The organism is Lacihabitans sp. CCS-44, from assembly GCF_024343735.1.
Taxonomy (GTDB): domain Bacteria; phylum Bacteroidota; class Bacteroidia; order Cytophagales; family Spirosomataceae; genus Leadbetterella.
Genome location: NZ_RJUE01000061.1, coordinates 1 through 23,316, shown reverse-complemented (window position 1 = coordinate 23,316; position 23,316 = coordinate 1). Strand labels below are relative to the sequence as shown.

At 37.3% G+C, this 23,316-nt stretch carries 18 protein-coding genes, 1 tRNA gene and 1 pseudogene; 12 read left to right on the top strand and 8 right to left on the bottom strand.

Going from position 1 to position 23,316, the window contains the following annotated elements; genetic code table 11:
- Positions 1-126: 126 nt before the first annotated feature.
- Complete coding sequence (locus EGI26_RS16470; RefSeq protein WP_255080140.1) at positions 127-519, bottom strand: hypothetical protein; 393 nt, start codon at positions 517-519, stop codon at positions 127-129.
- A gap of 190 nt (positions 520-709) precedes the next feature.
- Here EGI26_RS16470 and EGI26_RS16465 point away from each other — a divergent pair.
- Positions 710-783, top strand: a tRNA-Ile gene (locus tag EGI26_RS16465).
- 126 nt (positions 784-909) lie between these two features.
- Here EGI26_RS16465 and EGI26_RS16460 read toward each other — a convergent pair.
- Genes EGI26_RS16460 through EGI26_RS16450 form a run of 3 tightly spaced genes read right to left on the bottom strand, consistent with a single transcriptional unit; the run spans position 910 to position 2,901 of the window.
- Complete coding sequence (locus EGI26_RS16460; RefSeq protein ID WP_255080139.1) at positions 910-1,557, bottom strand: SCO family protein; 648 nt, start codon at positions 1,555-1,557, stop codon at positions 910-912.
- On the bottom strand, positions 1,526-2,122 hold the full coding sequence (locus tag EGI26_RS16455; RefSeq protein WP_255080138.1) for a toxin-antitoxin system YwqK family antitoxin: 597 nt from the start codon (positions 2,120-2,122) through the stop codon (positions 1,526-1,528). Before EGI26_RS16455 ends, EGI26_RS16460 begins: the two co-directional genes overlap by 32 nt.
- A complete protein-coding gene (locus tag EGI26_RS16450; RefSeq protein WP_255080137.1) occupies positions 2,122-2,901 on the bottom strand; it encodes a YHYH protein in 780 nt (259 codons plus the stop codon). Before EGI26_RS16450 ends, EGI26_RS16455 begins: the two co-directional genes overlap by 1 nt.
- Before the next feature lie 484 nt (positions 2,902-3,385).
- On the opposite strand from EGI26_RS16450, the gene EGI26_RS16445 reads away from it, so the two are divergent.
- The 11 genes from EGI26_RS16445 (at position 3,386) to EGI26_RS16395 (ending at position 16,862) form a co-directional block, all read left to right on the top strand.
- Entirely contained in the window at positions 3,386-4,198 is an 813-nt protein-coding gene (locus EGI26_RS16445) for a sulfite exporter TauE/SafE family protein (protein WP_255080135.1), read from the top strand.
- A gap of 59 nt (positions 4,199-4,257) precedes the next feature.
- Complete coding sequence (locus EGI26_RS16440) at positions 4,258-5,673, top strand: rhodanese-like domain-containing protein (protein ID WP_255080133.1); 1,416 nt, start codon at positions 4,258-4,260, stop codon at positions 5,671-5,673.
- A 471-nt stretch (positions 5,674-6,144) separates the two neighbouring features.
- The gene (locus EGI26_RS16435; protein ID WP_255080132.1) at positions 6,145-7,560 is read left to right on the top strand and encodes a rhodanese-like domain-containing protein; all 1,416 of its coding nucleotides are present in this window, start codon (positions 6,145-6,147) and stop codon (positions 7,558-7,560) included.
- A 262-nt stretch (positions 7,561-7,822) separates the two neighbouring features.
- Entirely contained in the window at positions 7,823-8,890 is a 1,068-nt protein-coding gene (locus tag EGI26_RS16430; protein WP_255080131.1) for a c-type cytochrome, read from the top strand.
- Positions 8,891-8,967: 77 nt separating this feature from the next.
- Positions 8,968-10,644: a bifunctional UDP-sugar hydrolase/5'-nucleotidase gene (locus EGI26_RS16425; protein WP_255080130.1), complete on the top strand. Its 1,677-nt coding sequence runs from the start codon at positions 8,968-8,970 to the stop codon at positions 10,642-10,644.
- A gap of 186 nt (positions 10,645-10,830) precedes the next feature.
- On the top strand, positions 10,831-12,228 hold the full coding sequence (locus tag EGI26_RS16420; RefSeq protein ID WP_255080129.1) for an OprD family outer membrane porin: 1,398 nt from the start codon (positions 10,831-10,833) through the stop codon (positions 12,226-12,228).
- Between the two features lie 11 nt (positions 12,229-12,239).
- Complete coding sequence (locus tag EGI26_RS16415) at positions 12,240-12,815, top strand: YeeE/YedE family protein (RefSeq protein WP_255080128.1); 576 nt, start codon at positions 12,240-12,242, stop codon at positions 12,813-12,815.
- A gap of 23 nt (positions 12,816-12,838) precedes the next feature.
- Positions 12,839-13,348 carry a YeeE/YedE family protein gene (locus EGI26_RS16410; RefSeq protein WP_255080127.1) on the top strand — a complete coding sequence of 170 codons (510 nt, stop codon included), beginning with the start codon at positions 12,839-12,841 and terminating at the stop codon, positions 13,346-13,348.
- Between the two features lie 277 nt (positions 13,349-13,625).
- Positions 13,626-14,759 carry a Na+/H+ antiporter NhaA gene (nhaA, locus tag EGI26_RS16405; RefSeq protein ID WP_255080126.1) on the top strand — a complete coding sequence of 378 codons (1,134 nt, stop codon included), beginning with the start codon at positions 13,626-13,628 and terminating at the stop codon, positions 14,757-14,759.
- A 291-nt stretch (positions 14,760-15,050) separates the two neighbouring features.
- Positions 15,051-15,620, top strand: coding sequence for a sigma-70 family RNA polymerase sigma factor (locus tag EGI26_RS16400; protein WP_255080125.1), 570 nt, complete (start codon positions 15,051-15,053; stop codon positions 15,618-15,620).
- A gap of 6 nt (positions 15,621-15,626) precedes the next feature.
- Positions 15,627-16,862: a hypothetical protein gene (locus EGI26_RS16395; RefSeq protein WP_255080124.1), complete on the top strand. Its 1,236-nt coding sequence runs from the start codon at positions 15,627-15,629 to the stop codon at positions 16,860-16,862.
- A 99-nt stretch (positions 16,863-16,961) separates the two neighbouring features.
- On the opposite strand, the gene EGI26_RS16390 is transcribed toward EGI26_RS16395, so the two are convergent.
- The 4 genes and pseudogenes from EGI26_RS16390 to EGI26_RS16375 all read right to left on the bottom strand — a co-directional run.
- Positions 16,962-17,714: a GW dipeptide domain-containing protein gene (locus EGI26_RS16390; protein ID WP_255080123.1), complete on the bottom strand. Its 753-nt coding sequence runs from the start codon at positions 17,712-17,714 to the stop codon at positions 16,962-16,964.
- A 28-nt stretch (positions 17,715-17,742) separates the two neighbouring features.
- Entirely contained in the window at positions 17,743-19,347 is a 1,605-nt protein-coding gene (locus EGI26_RS16385; protein WP_255080122.1) for a hypothetical protein, read from the bottom strand.
- 4 nt (positions 19,348-19,351) lie between these two features.
- Positions 19,352-23,053, bottom strand: coding sequence for a hypothetical protein (locus EGI26_RS16380; protein WP_255080121.1), 3,702 nt, complete (start codon positions 23,051-23,053; stop codon positions 19,352-19,354).
- Positions 23,029-23,316, bottom strand: a pseudogene (locus tag EGI26_RS16375) (hypothetical protein); the annotation flags it as partial. The gene EGI26_RS16380 and the pseudogene EGI26_RS16375, both read right to left, overlap by 25 nt.

Below are 23,316 nucleotides of genomic sequence, written 5' to 3'. Positions count from 1 at the left end.
AATCGACAATGAAATATCTGATTTTTTTTAAACTGAAGACTGCATCAGCTATTGATAGCATATCTAATAATTCAAAATAGGATTTAGTTTGAAACAAAAATTTCAAACAATTACAAAAACTGTAGATTAGCCCAACTGGGGAGGATTGAGGAGAGATTTTAAATATTGAAACCTGTAAAGATTTGAATATTCCAAAGAATTAAATACTTCATTGAAAACGACATTTTCTTTGAAGTTAGAATCCATTTTTAATGAAACCAAAGGGACAAAAGCTAAGAAAGATATTTGAGATTCGAAAGAAGGGAGATTTTTGTGCTCCCTATTGGTTTTATGACCTGAATCTGAAGAATAGTGCATCCAAAGAAAAGTACCAAGACTAGTACCTTCTTGCCTGTGTTCTAAATAATGATGATAAAGCTCTCCAATACGAGACACTTGAGAAATGCCCAAGCCATTCGGCAATAGACTCTCAAAGAAAATCACGGCAGCAATCAAAAATATGGAACTTCGTTTTATCATCGATGCAAATGTAAGGTTTCGTATTGAAAGAAAAAAAATATTTCTAATAAGCGTTTCATATTTAGACAGATACAAAATAGCAAGCTTAAACTGACACATTTTTTCAAAAAAACATTTGCCTTTTACTATTAAACCCGTACCTTTGCACTGCTTTTCAGAGAAACGGTTAATCTTTTTCAAAGAAAACAACGGGCCTATAGCTCATTCGGTTAGAGCAACTGACTCATAATCAGTAGGTGCCTGGTTCGATCCCAGGTGGGCCCACAAAAGATTGTCATCATTGGCAATCTTTTTTTATTTATGGATATTTGCACATACATAATTTCTCCAAAACATTAAATCGGTTTTATATTGGGGCTTGCCAGGAGTCTCTGATTAGTAACTCAGCCTTTAATCTTCAGCTTTTAAAATCTTTATATCTTCAATCAGTTGTTGCATATCAAAGCTTAGTGTTCCGTTATAAACTCCTCTAATTCGTTTGTTTTTGTCTACTAAAATAAAATGTTCTGTATGCAAAAACGCTGAACTGTCTTTGGCAAATCCAATGTCTTCTTCTGCAAAATATGACTTTCGAGCTAAATTATATATTTCTGACTTTGAACCAGTTAGAAAATGCCAATTAATGTTTTGAATATTATTTCTAGTTTTGTAGCTACGCAAAATGCTTGGCGAGTCCATCCAAGGAGTAACTGAATAGGACAGAAAAATGAGGTCTTTTTCTGATTTTAAACTATCTGATACGATTTTTAAATTTTTAGTTAAGATTGGACAAACTACGCCACATTTGGTAAAGATGAAATTGGCCACATGAACTTTGCCTTCAATGTTTTGCTGGTTTATGGCGGTGCTATCTTGATTCAAAAAAGCAAAGTTTTGAATTCGATGTGTAATTTTTGCGTTTACTTCATTTTCATCAGAAAGAAAAAGTGGTGTAAAATCTGGCTCGTTATAATAGGGCAATTCAAATGAATCATTCGATTTTGAATTACATGAAAACAACCATAAACTACTTAACAACAAATATGCTATCCGATACATTTACACAATTTTTAGTTCCCAATAATCCATATCTTTTACCTTTTCGCATCACATAGTTAGCTCGGATTTTTCCGTTATCATACCACATTTTCTGCGTTCCTTCTTCTTGACCATTTACAAAAGTTGCCAAGTGAATCAAATTTCCACTTATATTCCATTCTTTTAATTCTCCCTCATAGGTATCGTTTTTTGCAACAAACTCAAACTTTTTGTTGCCATTTTCCCAATAGGCAATTTGTTTCCCGTTTTTTGCACCATTCAAATAATAACGTTCCTCCATAAGTGCATATCCTTTGTACCACTTTTTCTTAACACCTGATAATAAACCGTTTAAATAACCACCAGATGCTATCAAATCATTGGTGGTAGCATCTAATTCATAAATAAAACCAGCGTAAGGTTTATTATTCAAAAAAGCTGTATCAGATTTAAAAGAGAGGTCTTTTGATTTAATTGAAACATAAACCTTTGGAATTTTGCGTGTTTTTGTGTCCACTAAATTCTTTTCTTGTGACGGATCACAAGAGTACATTAAAATCAATGTGAAGTATAAAATGATTTTCATTACTGCGATACAGTTCCAGCAGTTCCATAATATCCATTTCCATTCAAATACGGAGCATCTGAAGTAAAATGATAATGATAAATTCCTTTTGGAAAATCCACCGTAACGTGTGCATGTCCATGATAAACATCTAAGTCGCTATTTGCCACAGCCTTACCACTTTCTTCAGTCGGCCCATAAACTGGAAAACCATCCAACAAAAAGCCCATAAGACCCGATTTAGTTGATTTTACAGTGGTCAAATACAAAGGTTCTACGTGATAATGATATTGACTCGTACCGGTTGGATGACCATAATATTTATCAAAACTGGCTATTTCTGAGGTAAGAACTTGATTGTTTGGCCCCGCGTATTGATTGTAAAATGCTACCCCGTTTAATGCAACTCCAATAGCTCCCAATGGTGTAGCTGCATGGTTATTGGCAACAGTTGGGTTCAAAGGAATTTTAAAAGTTAAGGTTTGAGTAGCTATCACATTTGGATTTTTCTTAAATTCTGTTCCTCCAAAAGTGGTTCCAGCATAAGTTTTATACAATGCATTGTTAGTTGGGAAATACTGACTTTCATGGTCTGGTGTTCCATTGGTTTTTATGATTAGGAAAGTACCATCTGTGGTAATACTGCTCGCTCCGTAGATTTTTTTGTAAACATCTGGAACTGTTGTCGATGTAGTGCCATTGGTTGTAGGATTCACATCTGCTTCTTCCGTTTGGCATCCAATGAACAAGCCCATTACGCATATTGCGGCTATTTTAATGGTTAGTTTTAATTTGGTCATGATTTTAGTTTATTATTTGTTATTCTGATTCTTTTTAACTCTTCCAAAAACTGGTTTTAAAGAGTATTTTCTGACTATTCATACAACTATAGTTATTTAGACTTTTTTGTAAACATTTAGTTTAATTGAACCATTGAAATTTTTCAATATTAAGCTCGTAAAGAAAGATTTCCGGTTTTTAGAATAAAGATTCTACAATTTAAATTGTGCTAAATTCAATTGAAAATGGGTCAGAAAGTATGTCGGATTAGATGTTGAAACACATCGAATTCAAGACTAAAAGTCAAACTCATAATTGTAAGTATCATATATTGGCAAAAACAGTGCTTTTAAACTATCTCATTGTTTAAATTCTTAATTTCTAAAATCTACAAAAAACAAACATGACAAAAATCATAAAATTTGAAGGGTAAGTAACAATTATCACGAAAACTCTTTTTCAGGCTGGATACTTTTGCACTGTCAATAATCAAAAACAATACAAATGAATTCAGTAGAAATAATAGGTTTTGGGGCATCGATAATGATTGGCATCAGCTTGGGCTTAATCGGAGGAGGTGGAAGTATACTCACTTTACCCGTCATGGTTTATTTGTTGCACATCAGCCCGGTGATTTCCACCGCATATTCTCTTTTTGTGGTTGGCACTACTTCATTGGTTGGTTCCGTAAGTTTTATGCGTAAAAGACTCGTGAATTACAAAGCCGCCTTGGTTTTCGCCATTCCATCGTTTACGACAGTTTTTTTAACACGAAAATTTCTTGTCCCTGCTATTCCAGACCCTTTATTTAGTTTATCTGGGTTTGAAGTTTCCAAGAACGTCGGAATCATGGTTTTCTTTGCATTTATCATGTTGGCGGCTTCTTATTCTATGATAAAATCTAATAAAGCAAAGAAAGAAGACCCCAATACCGAATTGAAGTTCAATTACCTGATGATAGCCCTTGAAGGTGGCTTAGTTGGTGTTCTAACAGGAATTGTTGGAGCCGGAGGCGGTTTTTTAATCATTCCAGCCCTGGTTTTATTTGCACGTTTACCTATGAAAATGGCCGTTGGCACTTCGCTCTTAATCATAGCAGCCAAATCGTTGATCGGCTTCTTGGGCGACCTATCCAATTTATCGGTTGACTGGGCCTTTTTGCTTCCATTCACGGGTTTATCCATTCTAGGAATATTTGCAGGTTCTTACATTTCCAAATTTATTCTTGGAGAAAAACTTAAAAAAGCCTTCGGTTGGTTTGTCTTGGTGATGGGAATCTATATCATAACCAAGGAAGTGTTTTTTCATGCCGCATAAAAATTCAATTAGTTCAAAAATTTAATAAATCAATTTCAAATCTTTAAATCAAATAAAAAATGTTCTTTCAACACGTTTACGATAAAAGTTTAGCTCAAGCGAGTTACTTTATTGGTTGTCAAAAAGCCGGAGTTGCTTTGGTAATCGACCCAAAAAGAGATATTGACACTTATCTCGAAATTGCAAAAGCAAACAATATGAAAATCACGCATGTGACAGAAACCCACATTCATGCAGATTTTCTATCTGGAACCAGAGAATTGGCCGCAGTTACCGGTGCAGAAATGTTTCTTTCGGACGAAGGCGGAGAAGGCTGGCAATATGAATTTAAGCACACTGGCTTAAAAGATGGAAGTGTGATCACTGTAGGAAATTTGACATTTCAAGTGATTCATACACCAGGTCACACGCCAGAAAGCATAAGTTTTCTATTGACTGACAAACCCGCCAGCTTGGAGCCAGTAATGTTATTTACTGGAGATTTTGTATTTGTAGGAGATATTGGCCGACCTGATTTATTGGAAAAAGCCGCTGGTATTATCGGTACCAAAGAAGCCGGAGCCATTCAAATGTACGGCTCGATTCAGAAATTCGAAGCACTTCCTGACCACCTACAAGTTTGGCCAGGACATGGTGCAGGTTCAGCATGTGGCAAAGCCCTTGGAGCGGTTCCAAGCTCCACTGTTGGGTATGAAAAAATAAGAAACTGGGCGTTCCACTATGAGAATAACCAAGACGGATTTGTGAAATACCTCTTGGCAGACCAGCCTGAGCCTCCAAAATATTTTGCCATGATGAAACACCTCAACAAAGTGGACAGGCCTTTATTGACAGAAGTACCGGCTCAGAAAAAACTAACAGGTGCGGAAGTAAAAGAAGCCATGAGAAAAGGTATAAAGTTAATTGATGCTAGAAATAAAGTGGATTTTGCTGCAGGTTTTGTTCCTGATAGCATAAATATTCAAGGCAATAACGCATTTGCAACTTGGATGGGCTGGTTTGTTGATTATCAAGAATCGTTTATGTTGGTGGCAAGCGAAGCTCAAATCGAGGACTTGACGCGAAAATTGATGAGAATTGGCCTAGACAATGTCATTGGATATGTTTCTGATGTAAATTCTTTGGGAATAGATTTACAAAAAAGCGACATCATAGAAATAGATGAATTCAAAAGTTATCTCGACAGAGAAGATTCGCAAGTAATTGATATAAGAGGAGTTGCAGAATACAACAGTGGCCATATTGAAGGCGTTGAGAATATTTTTGTAGGGACAATCCTGCAAAATCTTGATAAAATCAGTAAAGACATGCAAATCGTAATCCATTGCCAAAGTGGCGACCGTGCTGCCATAGCCTATTCGTTGTTGTTAAAACATGGTTACAAAAACGTGAAAAATTATTCTGGGAGTTATATGGATTGGGTAAAACAAGGTAATCCAGTAGTAACCAGCATGATGGAAGAAGCCGTTTGTTAAAAACATTCAGCCTCATCTTTTAAAATTTGAGGTCGAGAGAAATTCAAAATGCGTACTTTATTTTCAATAATAAGGTACGCATTTTTTGTGCAAAAAAAACCTTCTGTTTGTTCATTTTTATGCTATGAATCGCTTTTTTTGATAGACAAATTATTCCAGCAAAAGCATCAATTTTAAAATATTATTTAAGAAAAATTTCACACTTTTCTATATCTAGGATTAGGTAAATTTCATACAAAAATCCTTCATCAAATTCATTTTCAATAGCTTAGCATTTTTTACATTATTTATGGCACTAATCATCTATCTTGATGGTCGTCATATTTTTTGAAAATAGATATTTACAATTTTGGTTTATCAATATTAAACGATTCAATCAAAATGAAAAAAAGCTGCTCCAACAAATGCCCATGAAGATTAGCTTCATCTCGCCTTCAAAATATTTTATAGAAATCTTAAATGAACATAAAAATGAAACTCGAACAAATATATACTGGCTGTTTGGCACATGCCGCTTATTATCTTGAAAGTAAGGGTGAGGCCGCGATTTTTGATCCACTTCGCGAAGTTGATCCGTACATCTCCAGAGCAAAAAAAGATAATGCAAAAATTAAATATGTCTTTGAAACCCACTTCCATGCCGATTTTGTGAGTGGACACCTCGACATGGCCAAAAAAACTGGAGCCACTATAGTTTATGGACCCACCGCAAAGCCTGCGTTTGAAGCACTAATTGCAGAGGATGGACAAATATTCCAAATCGGTGATATTCAGGTAAAAGCCATTCATACTCCTGGCCATACGATGGAATCCACAACTTATTTGGTCATAGACGAATCTGGAAAAGAACATGGCATAATTACAGGTGACACCTTGTTTATTGGAGACGTGGGTAGGCCAGATTTAGCCCAGCATGTTATAGCTGATTTGACCGAAGAAAAACTCGCAGGGCATCTTTTCGAATCTTTGAGGAATAAGATTATGCCGCTTTCTGACGACTTGATAGTATATCCCAACCATGGAGCGGGCAGTGCTTGTGGCAAAATGATGAGTAAAGAAACCACCGACACGCTCGGAAACCAAAAGCGTTTCAACTATGCTCTTAGGCCAGATATGTCGAAAGAGGAGTTCATAAAAGCAGTTTTAACAGGCTTAACGCCTCCTCCAGCTTATTTCCCTAAAAACGTTTTGATGAACATCAAAGGCTACGAAAGCATGGACGATATTATGGAAAGAGCAGAAAAAGCTTTATCAGTTGAAGCATTCGAATTGGTGGCCAACGAAACTGGTGCCTTGATTTTAGACAGTCGTCAAACAGATTCATTTTCAGCCGGATTTATTCCAAACAGTATTAATATTGGCTTAGACAGCAGCTTTGCCATGTGGGTAGGTGAGCTAATTCCTGACATCAAACAAGAAATATTGCTGGTAACCGACGCAGGTAAAGAGGAAGAAACCATTACCCGACTTGCCAGAGTTGGATACGATTATGCCATTGGTTTCTTAAAAGGGGGTTTTGAAGCTTGGAAAGCAAGCGGTAAGGACTTCGAAACGGTAGATAGAATCTCTTCTGAGACCTTTGCTGAGCGTTTAAAATCAGAAAACGTACTGGTTGTTGATGTGCGGAAAAAATCTGAATATGGCTCTGAGCATGTTATCAATGCTATAAACATCCCTTTAAATGTTATAAATGAGCATTTATCAGAAATACCTAAAGATCAACCTTTCATTTTGCATTGTGCGGGTGGATACCGAAGTATGATAGCAGCTTCCATTCTAAAACAAAGAGGTTGGAGCAATTTTGTGGATGTAAAAGGAGGATTTACTGCTATTTCAAAGACAGATGTGCCCGTGACAGAATATGTTTGTCCGACTACGCTTTTATAAAAAATAATCAGTTAGACAAAAAGCCAGCAAATTTGAATTTGTTGGCTTTTTGTTTGATCCATAATCTTATTTGAATGCCAGTTCACCATTCCTCTATTTAAATTCAACTATTTTTAATCCACATTAATAATACCATGACTCAATCTAATTCCAAGAATTATTAGATAACTACAATTAATTCTTTGTAAGTAACAAATGTTACAAACAAAATATGACTTGACTCATATTTTTGTATTTCAAATTCTTAGATTCTATCTAACCAATGTCCGAAGTACAATTAAACAAATCAGTCAAAAAACTAAGCAGAAATCTGAAAATTATCAACGGATTGTTGATAATGACGGCTTTCCTATTATCGGGAGTGGCTTTTCTGAAACTAAGTGAAATTCCTAATTTACAAAACAGCAAAGCGTCTTCTCCAGAAAAAGTTGCAACTAAAATAGATACCAATTTTGTAAGTCTATGGACTGCTCCAGCTGAATGGAGAATGATGAAATTAGAACCAGAGGAGAAGAAATTAATCCAATATGGCAAAGAATTGATCGCTCATACTTCAGAGTATTTGGGGCCAAAAGGTAGCATAGCCCGCATTTCCAACGGAATGAACTGTCAAAACTGTCATATAAATGCTGGAACTCAACCATGGGGAAACAATTATTTTGCAGTTGAGGCCAATTATCCTAAATTTAGAGAACGATCCGGAGCCATTGAAAATCAAGTAAAACGAGTAAATGACTGCTTTGAAAGAAGTTTAAACGGCAAAGCACTTGATTCGAGTAGCCGTGAAATGAAGGCTATTTTGGCCTATATAAAATGGCTAGGATCAGATGTCTCACCAAAAACGACGCCTAAAGGGTCTGGTATTTTTAAAATAAAAAGTCTTAAAAGACCTAGTGATCCAGAAAAAGGTCAAATTGTCTACGAGGCCAAGTGCCAATCATGTCATCAAGCCAATGGCGAAGGCGTAATGGCGGCAGATGGCAAAAGTTATACTTATCCACCGCTTTGGGGAAAAAATAGTTATAATCAGGGTGCGGGATTGTATAGAATTTCTAATTTCGCTGGATATGTAAAATACAACATGCCATTGGGTGTAAATTATGAAAAACCCCAATTAACAGATGAAGAGGTGTGGGATTTGGGAGCGTTTGTAAACTCGCAACCTAGGCCCAGCAAAGACTTGAGCAAAGATTGGCCAAATATAGCTGGCAAGCCTTTCGACCATCCATTTGGGCCTTATGCAGATCCATTTCCTGAAAAACAACACAAATACGGGCCATACAAACCCATAAAAGATTGGAAAGAAGCTCACAAGAAATCAAAAAAATGATTCTTGTTTGACGAGGAAATTTCAACAAAATTTATTCAATAAGTCGAATATCATAGCTGGATAATAAACATTAAAAAATGCAATCAAGAAGAAAATTCTTACAATCAGGATTACTGGCTACTGCTGCCGCAAGCTCACCAACAGCATTAATGGCCAAAACGGAAGATTTATCTTTAGAAAATAAAAATGTGGGAGCTGCAAAAAACGGTACCATTACTTTCCTACAAACCACGGATGTGCATTGCCAGTTACACAGCCATGATGAATTATTTTGGGAGAAAAACAAACTGACTTTTAGAAAAACTGGTGGATACGCTCACATGGCAACTGCTTTGGATATTTTGAAAAAAGAAAACCCTGAAAACACCATCACTATTGATACAGGCGACATGTTTCAGGGGAGTTTGCTTTCAGTAAAGACCTCAGGCCAAGCATTTGTTCCTCTTTTAAATGCACTTAACTATGACCTCTATTTGCCAGGCAACTGGGAGGTGGTCTACAACAAAAAAAACATGCAAAAACTTTTGGGCGGACTTTTAGCTCCTAAAGTTTGTGCCAACATGTATCACGATTTGGGTGAAGGAAAGCGTGGCGAATTGATATTTCAACCTTACCAAATCTTCCATAAACTGGGTGTAAAAATCGGCTTTTTAGGATATACAGACCCTTTAGTACCACTTCGTCAGTCGCCGCTTTACAGCAAAGGCATTATTTATACCAAACCAGAGGATAATCTAAAAGAATATATAACTATACTCAAAGAGCAAGAACAATGTGATTTCGTGATTATACTTTCTCATTTGGGACTTTCTCAACAAATAGCACTTGGAAATCACCCAGACTGCAAAGGCGTAGATTATATTTTCGGAGCCGACACACACGAGCGAGTAAGAAAACCCATTCAGGCAGAATACACCAAAATAGTAGAACCTGGTGCATTTGGCTCTTTTATCGGAAAATTAGACCTTAAAGTGGAAAATGGAAAAATTGTAAATGAAAGTTACCAGCTCATAGAGGTTGATCCTAAAAAATATCAAGCAAAAAAAGAGATTTTAGAGCTGGTAAATGAATTAGAAAAGCCTTACAAAGCTGAAATAAATAAGGTAATCGGGTACAGCACGGTTCCTCTTTACAGAAACTTTGTAGTAGAGAATACCATAGATACCATGATTGTGGATGCTCTCAAATGGAAAGTAAATGCCGATATAGTTCTTTCAAATGGCTTCCGGTTTTGTCCACCCCGAACTTTTGGGCCGGATGGCAAAGTAGTGATTACCGAAGGATATTTATATGATATGCTACCTGTAGACGCTACCATCAAAACGGCAAAAGCTACTGGACAGCAAATAATGGATTGGTTAGAAAAAGAACTTCAAAATGTATTCGCCCAAGATGCCTCTAAGCGTTTTGGAGGTTGGTTGATTCGCTTTAAAGGCATGCAAGTAGAATTTAAAGCCTTTGAAAGAGTTGGGCAAAGGGTGCAAAAAGTAACGATTGCCAATCAACCTTTGGATTTAAACAAAACCTACGCACTGTGTGCATGTGACCGTGACGGTGACCCAGAGGATATGCTCTGTAGAATGAGAGGCGTAAAAGAAAGCAAAATAACTTCTTACACACTTCACAGTATGATGAAAGAATATTTACAAAAATTCTCGCCAGTGACGCCCGCTCTTAGACAAGACGCCAAGATTTTGGACGCTCCACAGGAGCTTTTAAGCCAAGTTTCTGGTATCGACTATCAATTTGTGTAGCAATTATTAAACAAAATCATCAAGCATTCAGGGCTGTATTTGACCTAAAAAAAGGTTGAAATACAGCTTTGTTTTTTATTGGATCAAACTTCGAAATTAATTGTAAGGGAATACTTCTCAATGTAACATTTATCACGAAAATAGCCTGCTCTGACATATACTTTTGCATCCATGTGGAATCAGATTATGAGAAGAATCATATTTTTTTATATTGTTTGGTCATTTTTTAACTCAAGCACTATAGCTCAAGGCATACATGCACACCATGAATTAGAGAAAGACACCAACACTTTGAATCATTTTTTCAAAAAAGGCAGATTTTATGGTCATGCAAGATCCTATATGTCGGCCACAGTGAATGAAGGGAATCTGAGCGATTATCATGCATGGGGTATTGGAGCGGGCATAGGTTACCAAACTCCAAAGTTTTTTAATCACTTTCAGGTTGGATTGAGTGGGTTCTTTATGTTTAACCTTAAATCGTCCGACTTAGAAAAATTAGATGAAAAAATGAATTTGCAAAACCGCTATGAAGTTGGATTATTTGATATTGAAAGGCCCAACAATCATGAGGATTTAGATAGGCTGGAGGAGCTATATGTAAAGACACATTTGGGTAAAAAATCAAACTTCACCCTTGGTAGACAAATACCCTTGACGCCTTTTATTAATCCTCAAGACGGTAGAATGCGACCTACATTGGTAGAGGCTGCAGTTTTGGAATTAAAAGAGTGGAAACACCTCAACCTACACGCCGAATACATTTGGAGAATATCCCCGAGATCTACGGTAAGATGGTTTGAAACAGGAGAAAGTATCGGAATTTATCCTGTCGGCGTGGGTGTAGATGGAAAACCTTCTAATTATAAAGGCCAAGTAGAATCCGCGGGAATAGGAATTATTGGCTTAAACTTTCAAAAAAACAATTGGACTGTACAATTTTGGAACACTTATGTAGAAAACATACTGAATACACGTATGTCCAAAATAGAGTGGAAATCAAAAACAAGCGGTAATAAAAACTGGTTTTTGGGTGGGCAAATTATTCAGCAAAACACCATCGGAAACGGTGGAAATGAAGACCCAACCAAAGCCTATGCTCAAAAAAATAGTGGTTCAAACGTATTTTCAGGTCGTATTGGACAACAATCCACCAGATTTGACTGGTTCTTAAATGGAACCCGAATAACCGCCAAAGGTCGATACCTGATGCCCAGAGAATGGGGCCGAGAGACTTTTTACACTTTTATGCCCAGAGAAAGAAACGAAGGTTACGGAGATTTAACCGCCATTACAGTGAACACCTATTTCAAACCCGAAAAACATATTAAACTTGAGCTAAGTGGAGGTTATTTTCAGCTTCCTGATGTAAAAAACTTCGCTTTAAATAAGTATGGAATGCCTACTTATTCTCAGTTTAACCTCGGAATCACTTATCAATTTGACAAATACCTGAAAGGGCTCAATGCCTTATTGTTGGTGGTTAGAAAGGATGAAATAGGAGAAACTTACCAAAACGATAGGTTTGTTTTCAACAAAGTAAATATGACGCATTTAAACTTAATCATCAATTATCATTACTAAATTAAAATCAAATGGAACATTTTTTTGAAGCTATTCTTAAACCTTGGCCTTGGTATGTGGCCGGACCACTCATCGGCCTTACAGTACCTACCCTCCTATTGATTGGTAACAAATCGTTCGGCATTTCATCGTCGTTGCGGCATGTTTGTGCGGCTTGTATTCCTGCCAATATTCCTTTTTTTAAATATGACTGGAAAAAAGAAATATGGAATCTTGTTTTCGTTTTTGGGGTATTCATTGGAGGAATTTTGGCGACCAATTTCCTTGAAAATCCGAACACCTTTGTGCTTTCAGAAGCAACAATTGCCGACCTTAAAGCTTTAGGAATTAAAGACTTCTCCGGCCTAATGCCAGCTGATTTGTTCTCTATTGAAACCTTATTTACGGCAAAAGGCTTCATTTTCTTTATTCTTGGCGGATTTTTGGTAGGTTTTGGTACACGTTATGCAGGCGGTTGTACCTCTGGACATGCCATCATGGGACTTTCTAACCTACAAATTCCATCTCTCATAGCTACTTGTTGCTTTATGGTGGGTGGTTTTGCGATGACCCACTTATTAATGCCCATCATTTTCAGATTATTTTAAAAAACTCAAAAAAAAGCAAAGCGATGAATACTGTAAAAGAAATAGAGGCTAAAAATGACATAAATCTATCAGAGCCATTTGTATGTGAAGCTCCAAACGATATGAAAAAACCAGAAAGCTGGACCGACAATATAAAATATCTGATAGTGGGTATATTGTTTGGGATTGTTTTCGTAAAAGCAGAAATCATTTCTTGGTTTCGAATCCAAGAGATGTTTCGTCTACAAAGTTTCCACATGTATGGTGTGATTGGAAGTGCGGTAGTAGTGGGCATGATTTCAGTTTTTTTAATCAAAAGATTCAATATCAAAACAATTTCTGGTGAAAAAGTAGAATTTCACTCTAAAAAATTCCAAAAGGGTCAGGTTTATGGCGGATTGATTTTTGGATTGGGTTGGGCCATCACGGGAGCATGTCCAGGACCAATTTTTGCCCAAATCGGTAGTGGATATGTGGTGGTAATAGCCACCCTTCTGAGTGCTATTGCTGGCACCTGGACTTACGGATTGCTCAAAGGCCGACTGCCGAACTAACTTACAGCCAAAAGACAATTCCGAAACTCTTACCTGATAATTATTATCAAGTGAGAGTTTTTTTGTTTTATGAAAGCAATGTCGATAGAGTATTCATATAAAAAATCCCCTAAATTTGGGGTAAATTAGAAATCTGATTCTTGGAAGTCCTATAAAAAAAAAGCCTAAATTGAGGGTTTGGAATCAAATTCTTGTGTATTATCTCCTAACTCTTTTTCCAATTTTAATTCTACTTTATTCCACAGAAATAAATTTAAAGATAGAAAACCAAACAAACATGAATGTATCAACTAAACTATTTAAAGATTTTTTTGAGAGTGAAAAAGCCGGAGGTTTAATACTCATATTTTGTACGATAGTTTCATTAATTGTTGCCAATTCAGCTTTTGGAAATTCCTATCAAGAATTTTGGCATACGCAATTTGCCAACCATAGCCTTGAGCATTGGATAAATGATGGTCTGATGACTATATTTTTCCTGTTGATTGGTCTAGAATTAGAACGAGAGATATATTTGGGAGAACTTTCAAATATAAAGGATGCTTTGTTACCCATATTTGGAGCATTTGGTGGCATGATTTTTCCCGCCGGTATTTTTCTATTGCTAACATTCGGCACAATTGGCCAATCAGGAGCTGGCATTCCAATGGCCACTGATATTGCATTCGCTCTGGGTATTTTATCACTTTTAGGAAACAAAGTACCCTTGTCTTTAAAAATATTTTTAACCGCATTGGCCGTCATAGATGATTTGGGAGCCATAATTATCATCGCTATTTTCTACACCAAAACCATTCTTTGGACAAACCTCTTCGCAGCAATTGGCATCTTTGGCTTTTTGTTAATTCTCAACCGATTAAAAGTCAGAAATCTTATTCCATACTTATTAGGCGGTGTGGCCATGTGGTATTTTATGCTAAATTCAGGCGTTCATGCTACCATCACAGGTGTTTTATTGGCATTTGCAATACCTTTTGGCAGCGGAAATGAAAAATCTACTTCCTATATTCTACAGCACTTTCTTCATAAACCAGTAGCCTTTTTTATTTTGCCCCTATTTGCTTTAGCAAACACTGCACTTACCATCGGCGACAATGTTGGAGAGATTTTATTACAAAACTACAGTATTGGCATCGCTTTGGGCTTGATTGTAGGCAAGCCATTGGGGATATTTCTATTAAGTTTTACCGCAGTTTCTTTGGGAATATGTAAACTGCCAGAAGACCTCAACTGGAAATCCATCATAGGAGCAGGTTTTTTAGGAGGTATAGGTTTTACCATGTCCATATTTATAACCTTATTGGCTTTCAGTGACCCCAACATTATCAACAATGCCAAATTTGTTATTTTAGTGTCTTCCTTAATCGCTGGTTTATTGGGATTTTTGTACTTGAAAATTTCTGCGAAATAATTGAGAACAAACCGTTTGGCGTTTTTGATATAGTGCAGAATCATATTTCAATCACAGATATTTCCTTAATGGATTTAGCTCAAAGTTAAGTTTTGAGAATAATCATTCTCATTTTAATAATACAATGCATTTATTCAAAGCAAACATTCAAATTTCCAATTTCGCAGGAATCAGATCTATAAAAAACTCGTAGATAGATTTGAGATTGAAGTAATGAAGTGAGAGAGACAACAAATATTGGTTGAATTTATTAACTTTAACCAACCATAAAACCTAATCCCGAAATAACCTGTGCTATTTAAAAAAAATAACAAGGCTTTAAATTTAAAAGAATTGATAGAAGGTTGTAGGAAGGGTTCCTCTTCTTCTCAAAAGCTACTTTTTGATACCTACTCGAGTAAAGCTATGCGTATTTGCTCAAAATATGCTTCCAGTGATATGGAAACAGAAGAGATTGTTATGGATGGTTTTTTGAAAGTATTCAAAAACATTGAAAAATATAATGACCAATATGAATTTGGAGGGTGGTTTCATCGGGTAATGGTCAATTCGGCTATTGACTACTTTAGAAAAAATCACTCTAAAATAGAATTTGCGGACATAGAAAACATAGAGAATATAGATTTTAATCCCAACCAATTGGACCTACTTTCCGTAGAAGAGATATTAGAATTTGTTCGGAAACTTTCTCCAGTTTACCGAGCCGTTTTCTCTCTTTCGGTAATTGAGGGTTATGAAAATACAGAAATTGCAGCCTTACTTGGGCTTACTGAAAGTGGGGTTAGGGGCAATCTGAGCAAGGCAAAGAGCAGGTTACAAGGATGGATAAATGAATATATAAATCGACAAGAGCTTAAATAACACCCTATGAAACAAGATTTATTTAATAAAAAAATTAAAGAGAAGCTTGACCAAATAGATAAACCCGTAAGTGGAAATCTATGGTCTAAGATAGAGCCTCATGTAGAAAAATCGTGGTGGACGATATTTCTAAAAAAATATGGATGGCCAACTTATGCAAGTTTAGCTACGGTATTGCTGTGGTATTCTTTGGTTCAGAATAATACCGTCAGAAAAGATATGGAATATTTAAACACTAAGTTTGGAGAAATAAAGGAACCCATAAACCGAACTCAAACAATCTACCACAAAGACACTGTTTATGTTGTTAAGACCATTTACAACAAAACTCAAAACCTAGATAGGAAAAAAGAAAACAAAATAGCGTCCCTTGAAAACCAGGTCGAGGAGCTTTTGAGTAACATGAAAGTTTATTTATCACAACTAGATGATAAAGAAGTGAAGGAAACTTCAAAAATATCCAACAACAATGATAAGCTGGAGGAATTGGTTAAAAATATAGAAAATACCAATCAAAAAGTACTGAAGTCTATTGAAGAGAATACTGCTTTGGTAGAAAGGCAGGACGAAAAGTTGGATACATTGATGATACCCGAGAGAAAAATTGCTACCCAAGAGACTAGCCCTCCCAAGAAGAAAGGTTTTGAACTTCCAAGAATCGAATCAAGGTTGGGTTTATTGGCAGGTTATAGTTCTGAAAACAGCTTTATTTTTGGGCCTACTTATGAGTATTTTTTGAGTAGAGCGTTGAGTTTGAGCCTGGGAATCCATGTAAACAATTACTCGTCGTTGGAGTACAACAATACCCGAGATTTCAATCTAAAAACCGGTCAGGATTTTATTCTTACGTATGGTACACAGCTAAATTCTACCGAACCAATTCATGAGATTTATATCAAAAACACAGTACTTGAACTGCCCATAAAAGTCAATTACTATGTACCTATAAAACAAAATTGGGATATGCTTTTTAACTTTGGCACACACTTGGATGTAAAAACATACCAATCACTCAATGTGGAATACGACACCCAAGATGAAGAAATTTATCAAAAGCTCCAATCCAAAAGTAGCAAGGAGATTTTTCACAATATGACTTTAGGAACAGGACTGCAATATCGAAGAAATAGGTATATATTCCAGTTTAACCCAACACTAACTTACAATTTCCGTGAGATTGAATTTCAAAAAGCAGGAGGTGTTTTATCTTTAAACGGCGGATTGTTTCTGAAATTAAAGTAAAAAAAGAGCTCTAAAAACAAACTGACCTCAAGACACTAGATACAAAAAACACCCCGAATATTTTAAAGTATTCGGGGTGTTTTGATTTTGAAATGTTTCTTATTTCAATTTGGCATCTTCCATTAATATATCATATTTATAACCCGAGCCAAAGTCTTTGTTGAGTACCAACTTGCCCACAAAGCCTACTTTGGCACCCATGGGAAGATTCTCGGCAGAGGTTATAGTGAAATCACAGTTTTTTCCACTCGACTTTGTGCCGTCTTGTATGTGATACCAGTTTTTGCCCATTATGCCATAGTTGGCCTTCACAACTTCTCCAGAAACCGTCACTTGCTTACCGCTATATTTGTTTTTTTGAGCAATCAACTCACTTAGTTTAATTGCTCCCGCCACGTTTTTAGATTCTTTAAAATTCATGTCGGCGGGTGGCGTATTTACCATGCCACCATTGCTACCCGGATGAGCTGCTGCATCTATTATCTCTGAAACCAAGTAGATTTTATCGAATACTTTTTTGTGTTCTAAGCTCTCAAAATCAGTCTTAAGCAAACCTCCCATATAAAAATATTCATTCCCAACTTTGGCGTCAAATTTAGCGGTGGCAATCCAAAAAGTATTTACGCCTTCTTTTACCTTCAAATAGGTATAACGCTCTGCTTCCAGAATTTCAACAGCCGTAACTTGGTGCATGTCACTACTTGCAGACGAGGTGCTGGCCGCTGGATTGGCAGTGCCTGTGGCTGACATATCTTTTTTTTCTGCCGTTTCTTCTACTATTACTTTGGGCTTTGATTTACAAGCACTCATGGCCATTGCCAAGGCCAAAGCCGTTATTTTTAAATATTTCATATTTTATAATTATTTAGAAATCAATACTTTATTCTTTTTTACTTTTAAATCTTTGAGAAAGTGTAATATAATATCTGTTATAGCTCCTTGTTGGCTCAAACGTACCTTCATAATTAAGCATAATAGAACTACGCTTTTTGCTATAAATATTAAGCGAAACTCCCAAAACATCTTGTTTTAGATTGGGTTGTTCGGCATTAAAAAAGTCGTAGTCCACTTTTCGGTAGCTAAACTCGGTATAAAGTTTCCCCGAAAACAAATCTTTGTTTAGCCTCGCTCCTATTATGTTTCCCGAGAAATAATAGGTCTTCATATTGTTAAAATTAAGATTCAACGAAGACTTCACACCAGGGATTTGTGAAAAGAAGACATTGGCCACATAGTTTTTGGTAGGCTGTGGTTTACTTTCTTGATACCTATAAAATCCTGACAGATTGAAACTTACGTATTTAGAAGGATTATAATTCATCTGTAACCGTACACCTTGCCTGGTTTCTTGGTTTAATATTTGATCGAGGTAGGACCGATATGTTTCATAATAAATCACATTGCGTCGGTTGTCGTAAGAGGAAGATATACTCAGTTTTTTAGTTGGCTTATACCGAACAGATAAGTAGGTACTTGTTAGGTTAACACCGTTAGATTTTACGCTGTCAATATTCTGAAAAAGGTCAAATTCAATGGAATAAAATAGACTTAAATTGCCTAAGACAGAATTGGAATGTTGAAAGTACACAAACCGTCTATCGGTTCTTCCGTGGTTTTGTTGCTCAGCAAATGCCAAACTCGTTTGTATCATGCCTTTTCCTTTGTCTTTGTCTTTTGCCAAAAAGGCTCCAAATTGCATCAAAGATAAATTAAGTCCATAATTCAAAACATCTGGCCTCGAACCCGCAAATCCTCCCATGAATATAGATTTGTAGCGGTGTTCTACCTGTAAACCATCAATAGCTCCCATGTTTGCTATTCTAAAATTCATTTTTCGACCAAAAGAAAAACTGGTTCTAGCTGTATGGTCATAAGTTCCTGATAAAGAGTATATTTTAAAGTCTTCTTTGAAATTCTGAAGTGAATCTGGTACTCCGAAACGGCGGTTATAATTGATATAATTCTCAAAAGAAAATTTACCACCATTGATGTTTTTTACATCAAAATTCATAGAGGTTCTGATTCTATTATAATTCTTCTCCGAGTCCTCAAAGCTGCCGTTGGTCGAAACCGTAATTCTGCCATTATAGATTTGTCTTACTGGCTGAGCGGGTACTTTGGTTTTTTCGGTCACTACTTCATTCTTAGGTTCTATTTTTTCTAAAACTTTTAGCTTTGGCTTTTCTAAGATATCCTTTGGATAATAGCCCACTTTGGTTCCTATTATAACTTTTTCTTGAGAAAAATTGGTCGTTAAAATCGATTTGGACGAAACTGTAATAACTACTAATGCTTTTTTCCATTCTGTTTTTACTAAAACGAAAAGCGTATCGCCAGAGGCCAAATTACCGTTGGTCTCGAGCTTTACATAAACATTCTTGAAATTCGCAAAAGTCACTTCGCCAGTCACCATATTTTTTTCTTGAGAAAACAGATTAAGGCTTCCCAAAAATATAAAAATCAAAGAAATCAATATTTTTTTCATAGGCTTAATCTTTTCCATCTGGATGACACGACAAACAAGCATTGCTATTGTGGGTATAACCTTTTACTTCTTTATGGTCTTTGTCTGTCTCTGATTTTCCATGGCAACTAAAACAACTAAAGATGCTGTAGTTACCAGCAGTGGTATGACAGTCAGTACAACTATCCCACTTTCCTTTGTGCTTTCCGCTATAAATAGGAAAATATTGAGCATCATGGTTGAAGGTGGAAGGTTTCCAAGCGTTCTGACTGTGGCATTCTAAACAATTAGTAGAAAACCCTGAGTTTCGGTGATTTGGACTGGCACCGTCATAATTGCCTTGGTGGCAACCTATACATTGATTCGGTGTATTGTTAAAATTACCTCCAGCGTGGCATTTGGTACAATTATTTGCAATATTGGCGTGGGCACCTACCAAAGGATAAAAATTATTATGATTAAATGTCGATGGTCTCCAACCCGGATTAGTGGTGTGACACGAGGCACAGTCGCGTGAGAAACCTGAGGCCGCATGGTTAGGATTACTCGCAGAATTGTAAGCACCACTGTGGCACGAATTACAATCTGTTGGTGTATTGTTAAAGTTTCCGCCTACGTGACATTGCGTACAATTGCTTGCAATATTGGCATGAGCACCCGTTAGTGGATAGAAATTATTGTGATTAAAAGTAGATGGTCTCCAGCCCGGATTGGTGGTATGACAAGACGCACAGTCTCTCGAAAAGCCCGAAGCAGCGTGGTTTGGATTACTAGCTCCATTGTACGCTCCACTGTGGCAAGAATTGCAATCTGTTGGGGTATTGTTAAAGTTTCCTCCCACATGGCATTGTGTACAATTACTCGCTATATTGGCATGTGCTCCTGTTAGCGGATATACGTTATTGTGGTTAAAAGTAGACGGCCGCCAACCTGGATTGGTACTATGACAAGAGGCACAATCTGTAGAAAACCCTGAGCCAGCGTGGTTAGGATTTTTGGCAGCTTGGTATGCTCCATTATGACAAGAATTACAATCTGTAGAGGTATTGTTTACGCCACTGGCATGGCATTGCACGCAGTTATTGGCAATGTTGGCATGAGCTCCAGTAAGCTGATAATAATTGTTATGGTTAAAACTTGTGGGCCTCCAGCCAGGGTTGGTAGTATGGCACGATGCACAATCTGTAGATAGCCCCAATACTGCGTGGTTAGGATTTGCCGCAGACTTGTAAGCATTGTTATGACAACCATTACAATCGGTCGGTGTATTGCTCACTCCATTTTTATGACATTGAGTACAATTATTGGCAATATTGGCATGAGCTCCCGTAAGCTGATAATATTGACCATGATTAAAAGTAGATGGTCGCCAACCAGGGTTGGTGGTATGACAAGAAGCACAATCTGTTGATATACTCAGTGCAGCGTGGTCAGGATTTTTGGTTGCTTTGTAGGCACCATTGTGGCAGGCATTGCAATCCGTCGGTGTGTTAGCCACTCCATTGGCATGGCATTTTATACAGTCATTGGCTATGTTGGCATGAGCTCCTGTAAGCTGATAATATTGACCATGATTAAAAGTCGATGGTCGCCAGCCAGGGTTAGTCGTATGACATGAAGCACAATCTGTTGATATACTTAATGCGGCGTGGTTTGGACTATTGGTAGCTTTGTAGGCTGCATTATGACAAGCATTACAATCCGTTGGTGTATTAGAAACTCCATTGGCATGGCATTTTATACAATCGTTGGCTATGTTGGCATGGGCACCTGTCAAAGCATAATAATTGTTGTGGTTGAAGCTTGAAGGCTTCCAACCTGGGTTAGTGGTATGGCAGGAGGCACAATCTGTTGACAAGCCTAGAGCAGCATGGTTTGGATTTGCCGCCGACTTATACGCTCCATTGTGACAAGCATTGCAGTCAGTTGGTGGATTTTTATAATTCGCACCATTGTGGCATTTATTACAATCTCGTGCTATAGCAGCATGTCCTCCAGTCAATGCGAAAAACTTGTTGTGGTCGAAAGTGGAGGGTGACCAGCCAGGATTGGTGGTATGGCAAGAAGCACAATCTTTAGACATACCCATCAGGGCATGATTTGGGTCTTTAGCAGAATTGTAAGCCTCCGCATGACAAGATACACACTCAGAGGAGGTATTGCTGACTCCATTTGCATGGCATTTTACGCATTCCGAAGCTATAGAGGCATGAGCCCCAGTAAGCGGATAATATTTTGAGTGGTCAAAAGTAGAAGGCCTCCATCCCGGATTGGTAGTGTGACAAGATGCACAATCAGTTGATAATCCAAATGTAACATGACTTGGATTCTTTGTGCCGGCGTAAGCCGCATTATGACAAGAATTACAATCTGTAGATGGGTTTTTATAGTTTGTACCTGTATGACATTTATTACAATCACCCTTTATGGCTTCGTGAGCCCCTGTTAAAGGATAAAATGTATTGTGATTAAACGTTGTAGGTGCCCACCCCGGAGCCGTTGAATGACACGACGAACAGTCTGTTGAAAATCCCATGGCCACATGGTTGGGATCTTTTGATTTTGTAAAGGCGTCAGAGTGACAAGCATTACAATCCTTAGGCGTATTGTTATAGTTTCCACCTTTGTGGCATTCATTACAACTCAAGTTCTTATGTGCACCAGTCAAAGGATAAAACTCATCATGGGCAGTAAACTGTGCTGGAGCCCAACCCGTATTGGTGGTATGGCAAGACGCACAATCTGTAGAAAGATTTAAAGTATTGTGATTGGGATTAATGGAAGCCTTATAATCGGCATTGTGGCATGAATTACAATCGTTTGGTGTAGATGAATAATTTCCTGATTTGTGGCATGCAGCACAGTTGTTTGCTACTACTCTATGTGCTCCTGTTAATGGATAAAACTCATCATGCACCGGAAATGTTGCCGGTGCCCAACCTGGGGCTGTGGTGTGGCAAGATGCACAATCAGTTGATAAATTAAGCTTTGCATGATTGGGATTTGCAGTTTTTGCAAAATCTGTATTGTGACAACCGACGCATTCCTTCGGTGTGTTGTTATAATTTCCTCCGATATGACATTTTTCACAATCTTTGGCAATAGCCGCATGAGCTCCAGTGAGCGGATAAAAACTATCGTGGTCAGGAAAAGTCGTACTTTTCCACTCAGTAACGGTAGTAGAATGACAGGTGGAGCAATCGGTAGAAAGATTGAGTTTCGTATGACTCGGGTTTTTAGTAGATGCAAAATCTTTGGTGTGGCAATCTATACAAGTCTGACCGGTGGGATTAAACCGCACGTTGGTTTCAGACTGATGGCACTGTTTACAATCTACGGTTTTGTGGACCCCGACCAACGGAAAAGAAGTCTGGTCGTGCATGGCACTGATGTTTTCTACAATCCAAGACTGCGTAGAGTGGCATCTGGCACAATCGTTACCCACCGTTTGATTATGCATGTCGCTGTGGCAGGATACACAATTTGAAGAAGTGCTTTTAAAATCTAATTTGGTATGGCAGGCATTACAATCTATATTTTTATGTTGTCCTTCTAATGTAAAGCCAGTTGAGGAATGCTCAAACTTGCTTTTTTCACTAAAAGTCCAACTACCTGAATCGTGACATTTTGCACAATCCATCTTGAAACCCTTTCCATGTGGCGATTGGGCCTGAAGGCCAAATGCAATCATCACCAATAAAGCTATTTTAAATGACAGTCTATACATTTGTACTTTTCAATTTTAAATAGTTTAATACTTTTATTATCTCTCATAGTAGCTTTATGGCACTTGGCACAAGCTACGTTTTTGTGTTCACCGTCTAATTTGTATTTGGTGTTATCGTGGTTGAAGCTTTTCGAATCCCAAGCCTCTACTCCATGACAAGTAGCACAGTCCGTAACTCCATTTTTGGCAAATTGCCCTCCATGCACGTCTTTGTGGCAGTCTGCACACTTTTGAGTTAACCCTTTAAATGTTTGTTTTAGAAT

Bases quoted from the DNA above. Each gene is read 5' to 3' on its own strand.
- EGI26_RS16470 (WP_255080140.1), bottom strand. From the start codon at position 519: ATGATAAAACGAAGTTCCATATTTTTGATTGCTGCCGTGATTTTCTTT.
- EGI26_RS16460 (WP_255080139.1), bottom strand. From the start codon at position 1,557: ATGTATCGGATAGCATATTTGTTGTTAAGTAGTTTATGGTTGTTTTCA.
- EGI26_RS16455 (WP_255080138.1), bottom strand. From the start codon at position 2,122: ATGAAAATCATTTTATACTTCACATTGATTTTAATGTACTCTTGTGAT.
- EGI26_RS16450 (WP_255080137.1), bottom strand. From the start codon at position 2,901: ATGACCAAATTAAAACTAACCATTAAAATAGCCGCAATATGCGTAATG.
- EGI26_RS16445 (WP_255080135.1), top strand. From the start codon at position 3,386: ATGAATTCAGTAGAAATAATAGGTTTTGGGGCATCGATAATGATTGGC.
- EGI26_RS16440 (WP_255080133.1), top strand. From the start codon at position 4,258: ATGTTCTTTCAACACGTTTACGATAAAAGTTTAGCTCAAGCGAGTTAC.
- EGI26_RS16435 (WP_255080132.1), top strand. From the start codon at position 6,145: ATGAAACTCGAACAAATATATACTGGCTGTTTGGCACATGCCGCTTAT.
- EGI26_RS16430 (WP_255080131.1), top strand. From the start codon at position 7,823: ATGTCCGAAGTACAATTAAACAAATCAGTCAAAAAACTAAGCAGAAAT.
- EGI26_RS16425 (WP_255080130.1), top strand. From the start codon at position 8,968: ATGCAATCAAGAAGAAAATTCTTACAATCAGGATTACTGGCTACTGCT.
- EGI26_RS16420 (WP_255080129.1), top strand. From the start codon at position 10,831: ATGAGAAGAATCATATTTTTTTATATTGTTTGGTCATTTTTTAACTCA.
- EGI26_RS16415 (WP_255080128.1), top strand. From the start codon at position 12,240: ATGGAACATTTTTTTGAAGCTATTCTTAAACCTTGGCCTTGGTATGTG.
- EGI26_RS16410 (WP_255080127.1), top strand. From the start codon at position 12,839: ATGAATACTGTAAAAGAAATAGAGGCTAAAAATGACATAAATCTATCA.
- nhaA (WP_255080126.1), top strand. From the start codon at position 13,626: ATGAATGTATCAACTAAACTATTTAAAGATTTTTTTGAGAGTGAAAAA.
- EGI26_RS16395 (WP_255080124.1), top strand. From the start codon at position 15,627: ATGAAACAAGATTTATTTAATAAAAAAATTAAAGAGAAGCTTGACCAA.
- EGI26_RS16390 (WP_255080123.1), bottom strand. From the start codon at position 17,714: ATGAAATATTTAAAAATAACGGCTTTGGCCTTGGCAATGGCCATGAGT.
- EGI26_RS16385 (WP_255080122.1), bottom strand. From the start codon at position 19,347: ATGAAAAAAATATTGATTTCTTTGATTTTTATATTTTTGGGAAGCCTT.
- EGI26_RS16380 (WP_255080121.1), bottom strand. From the start codon at position 23,053: ATGTATAGACTGTCATTTAAAATAGCTTTATTGGTGATGATTGCATTT.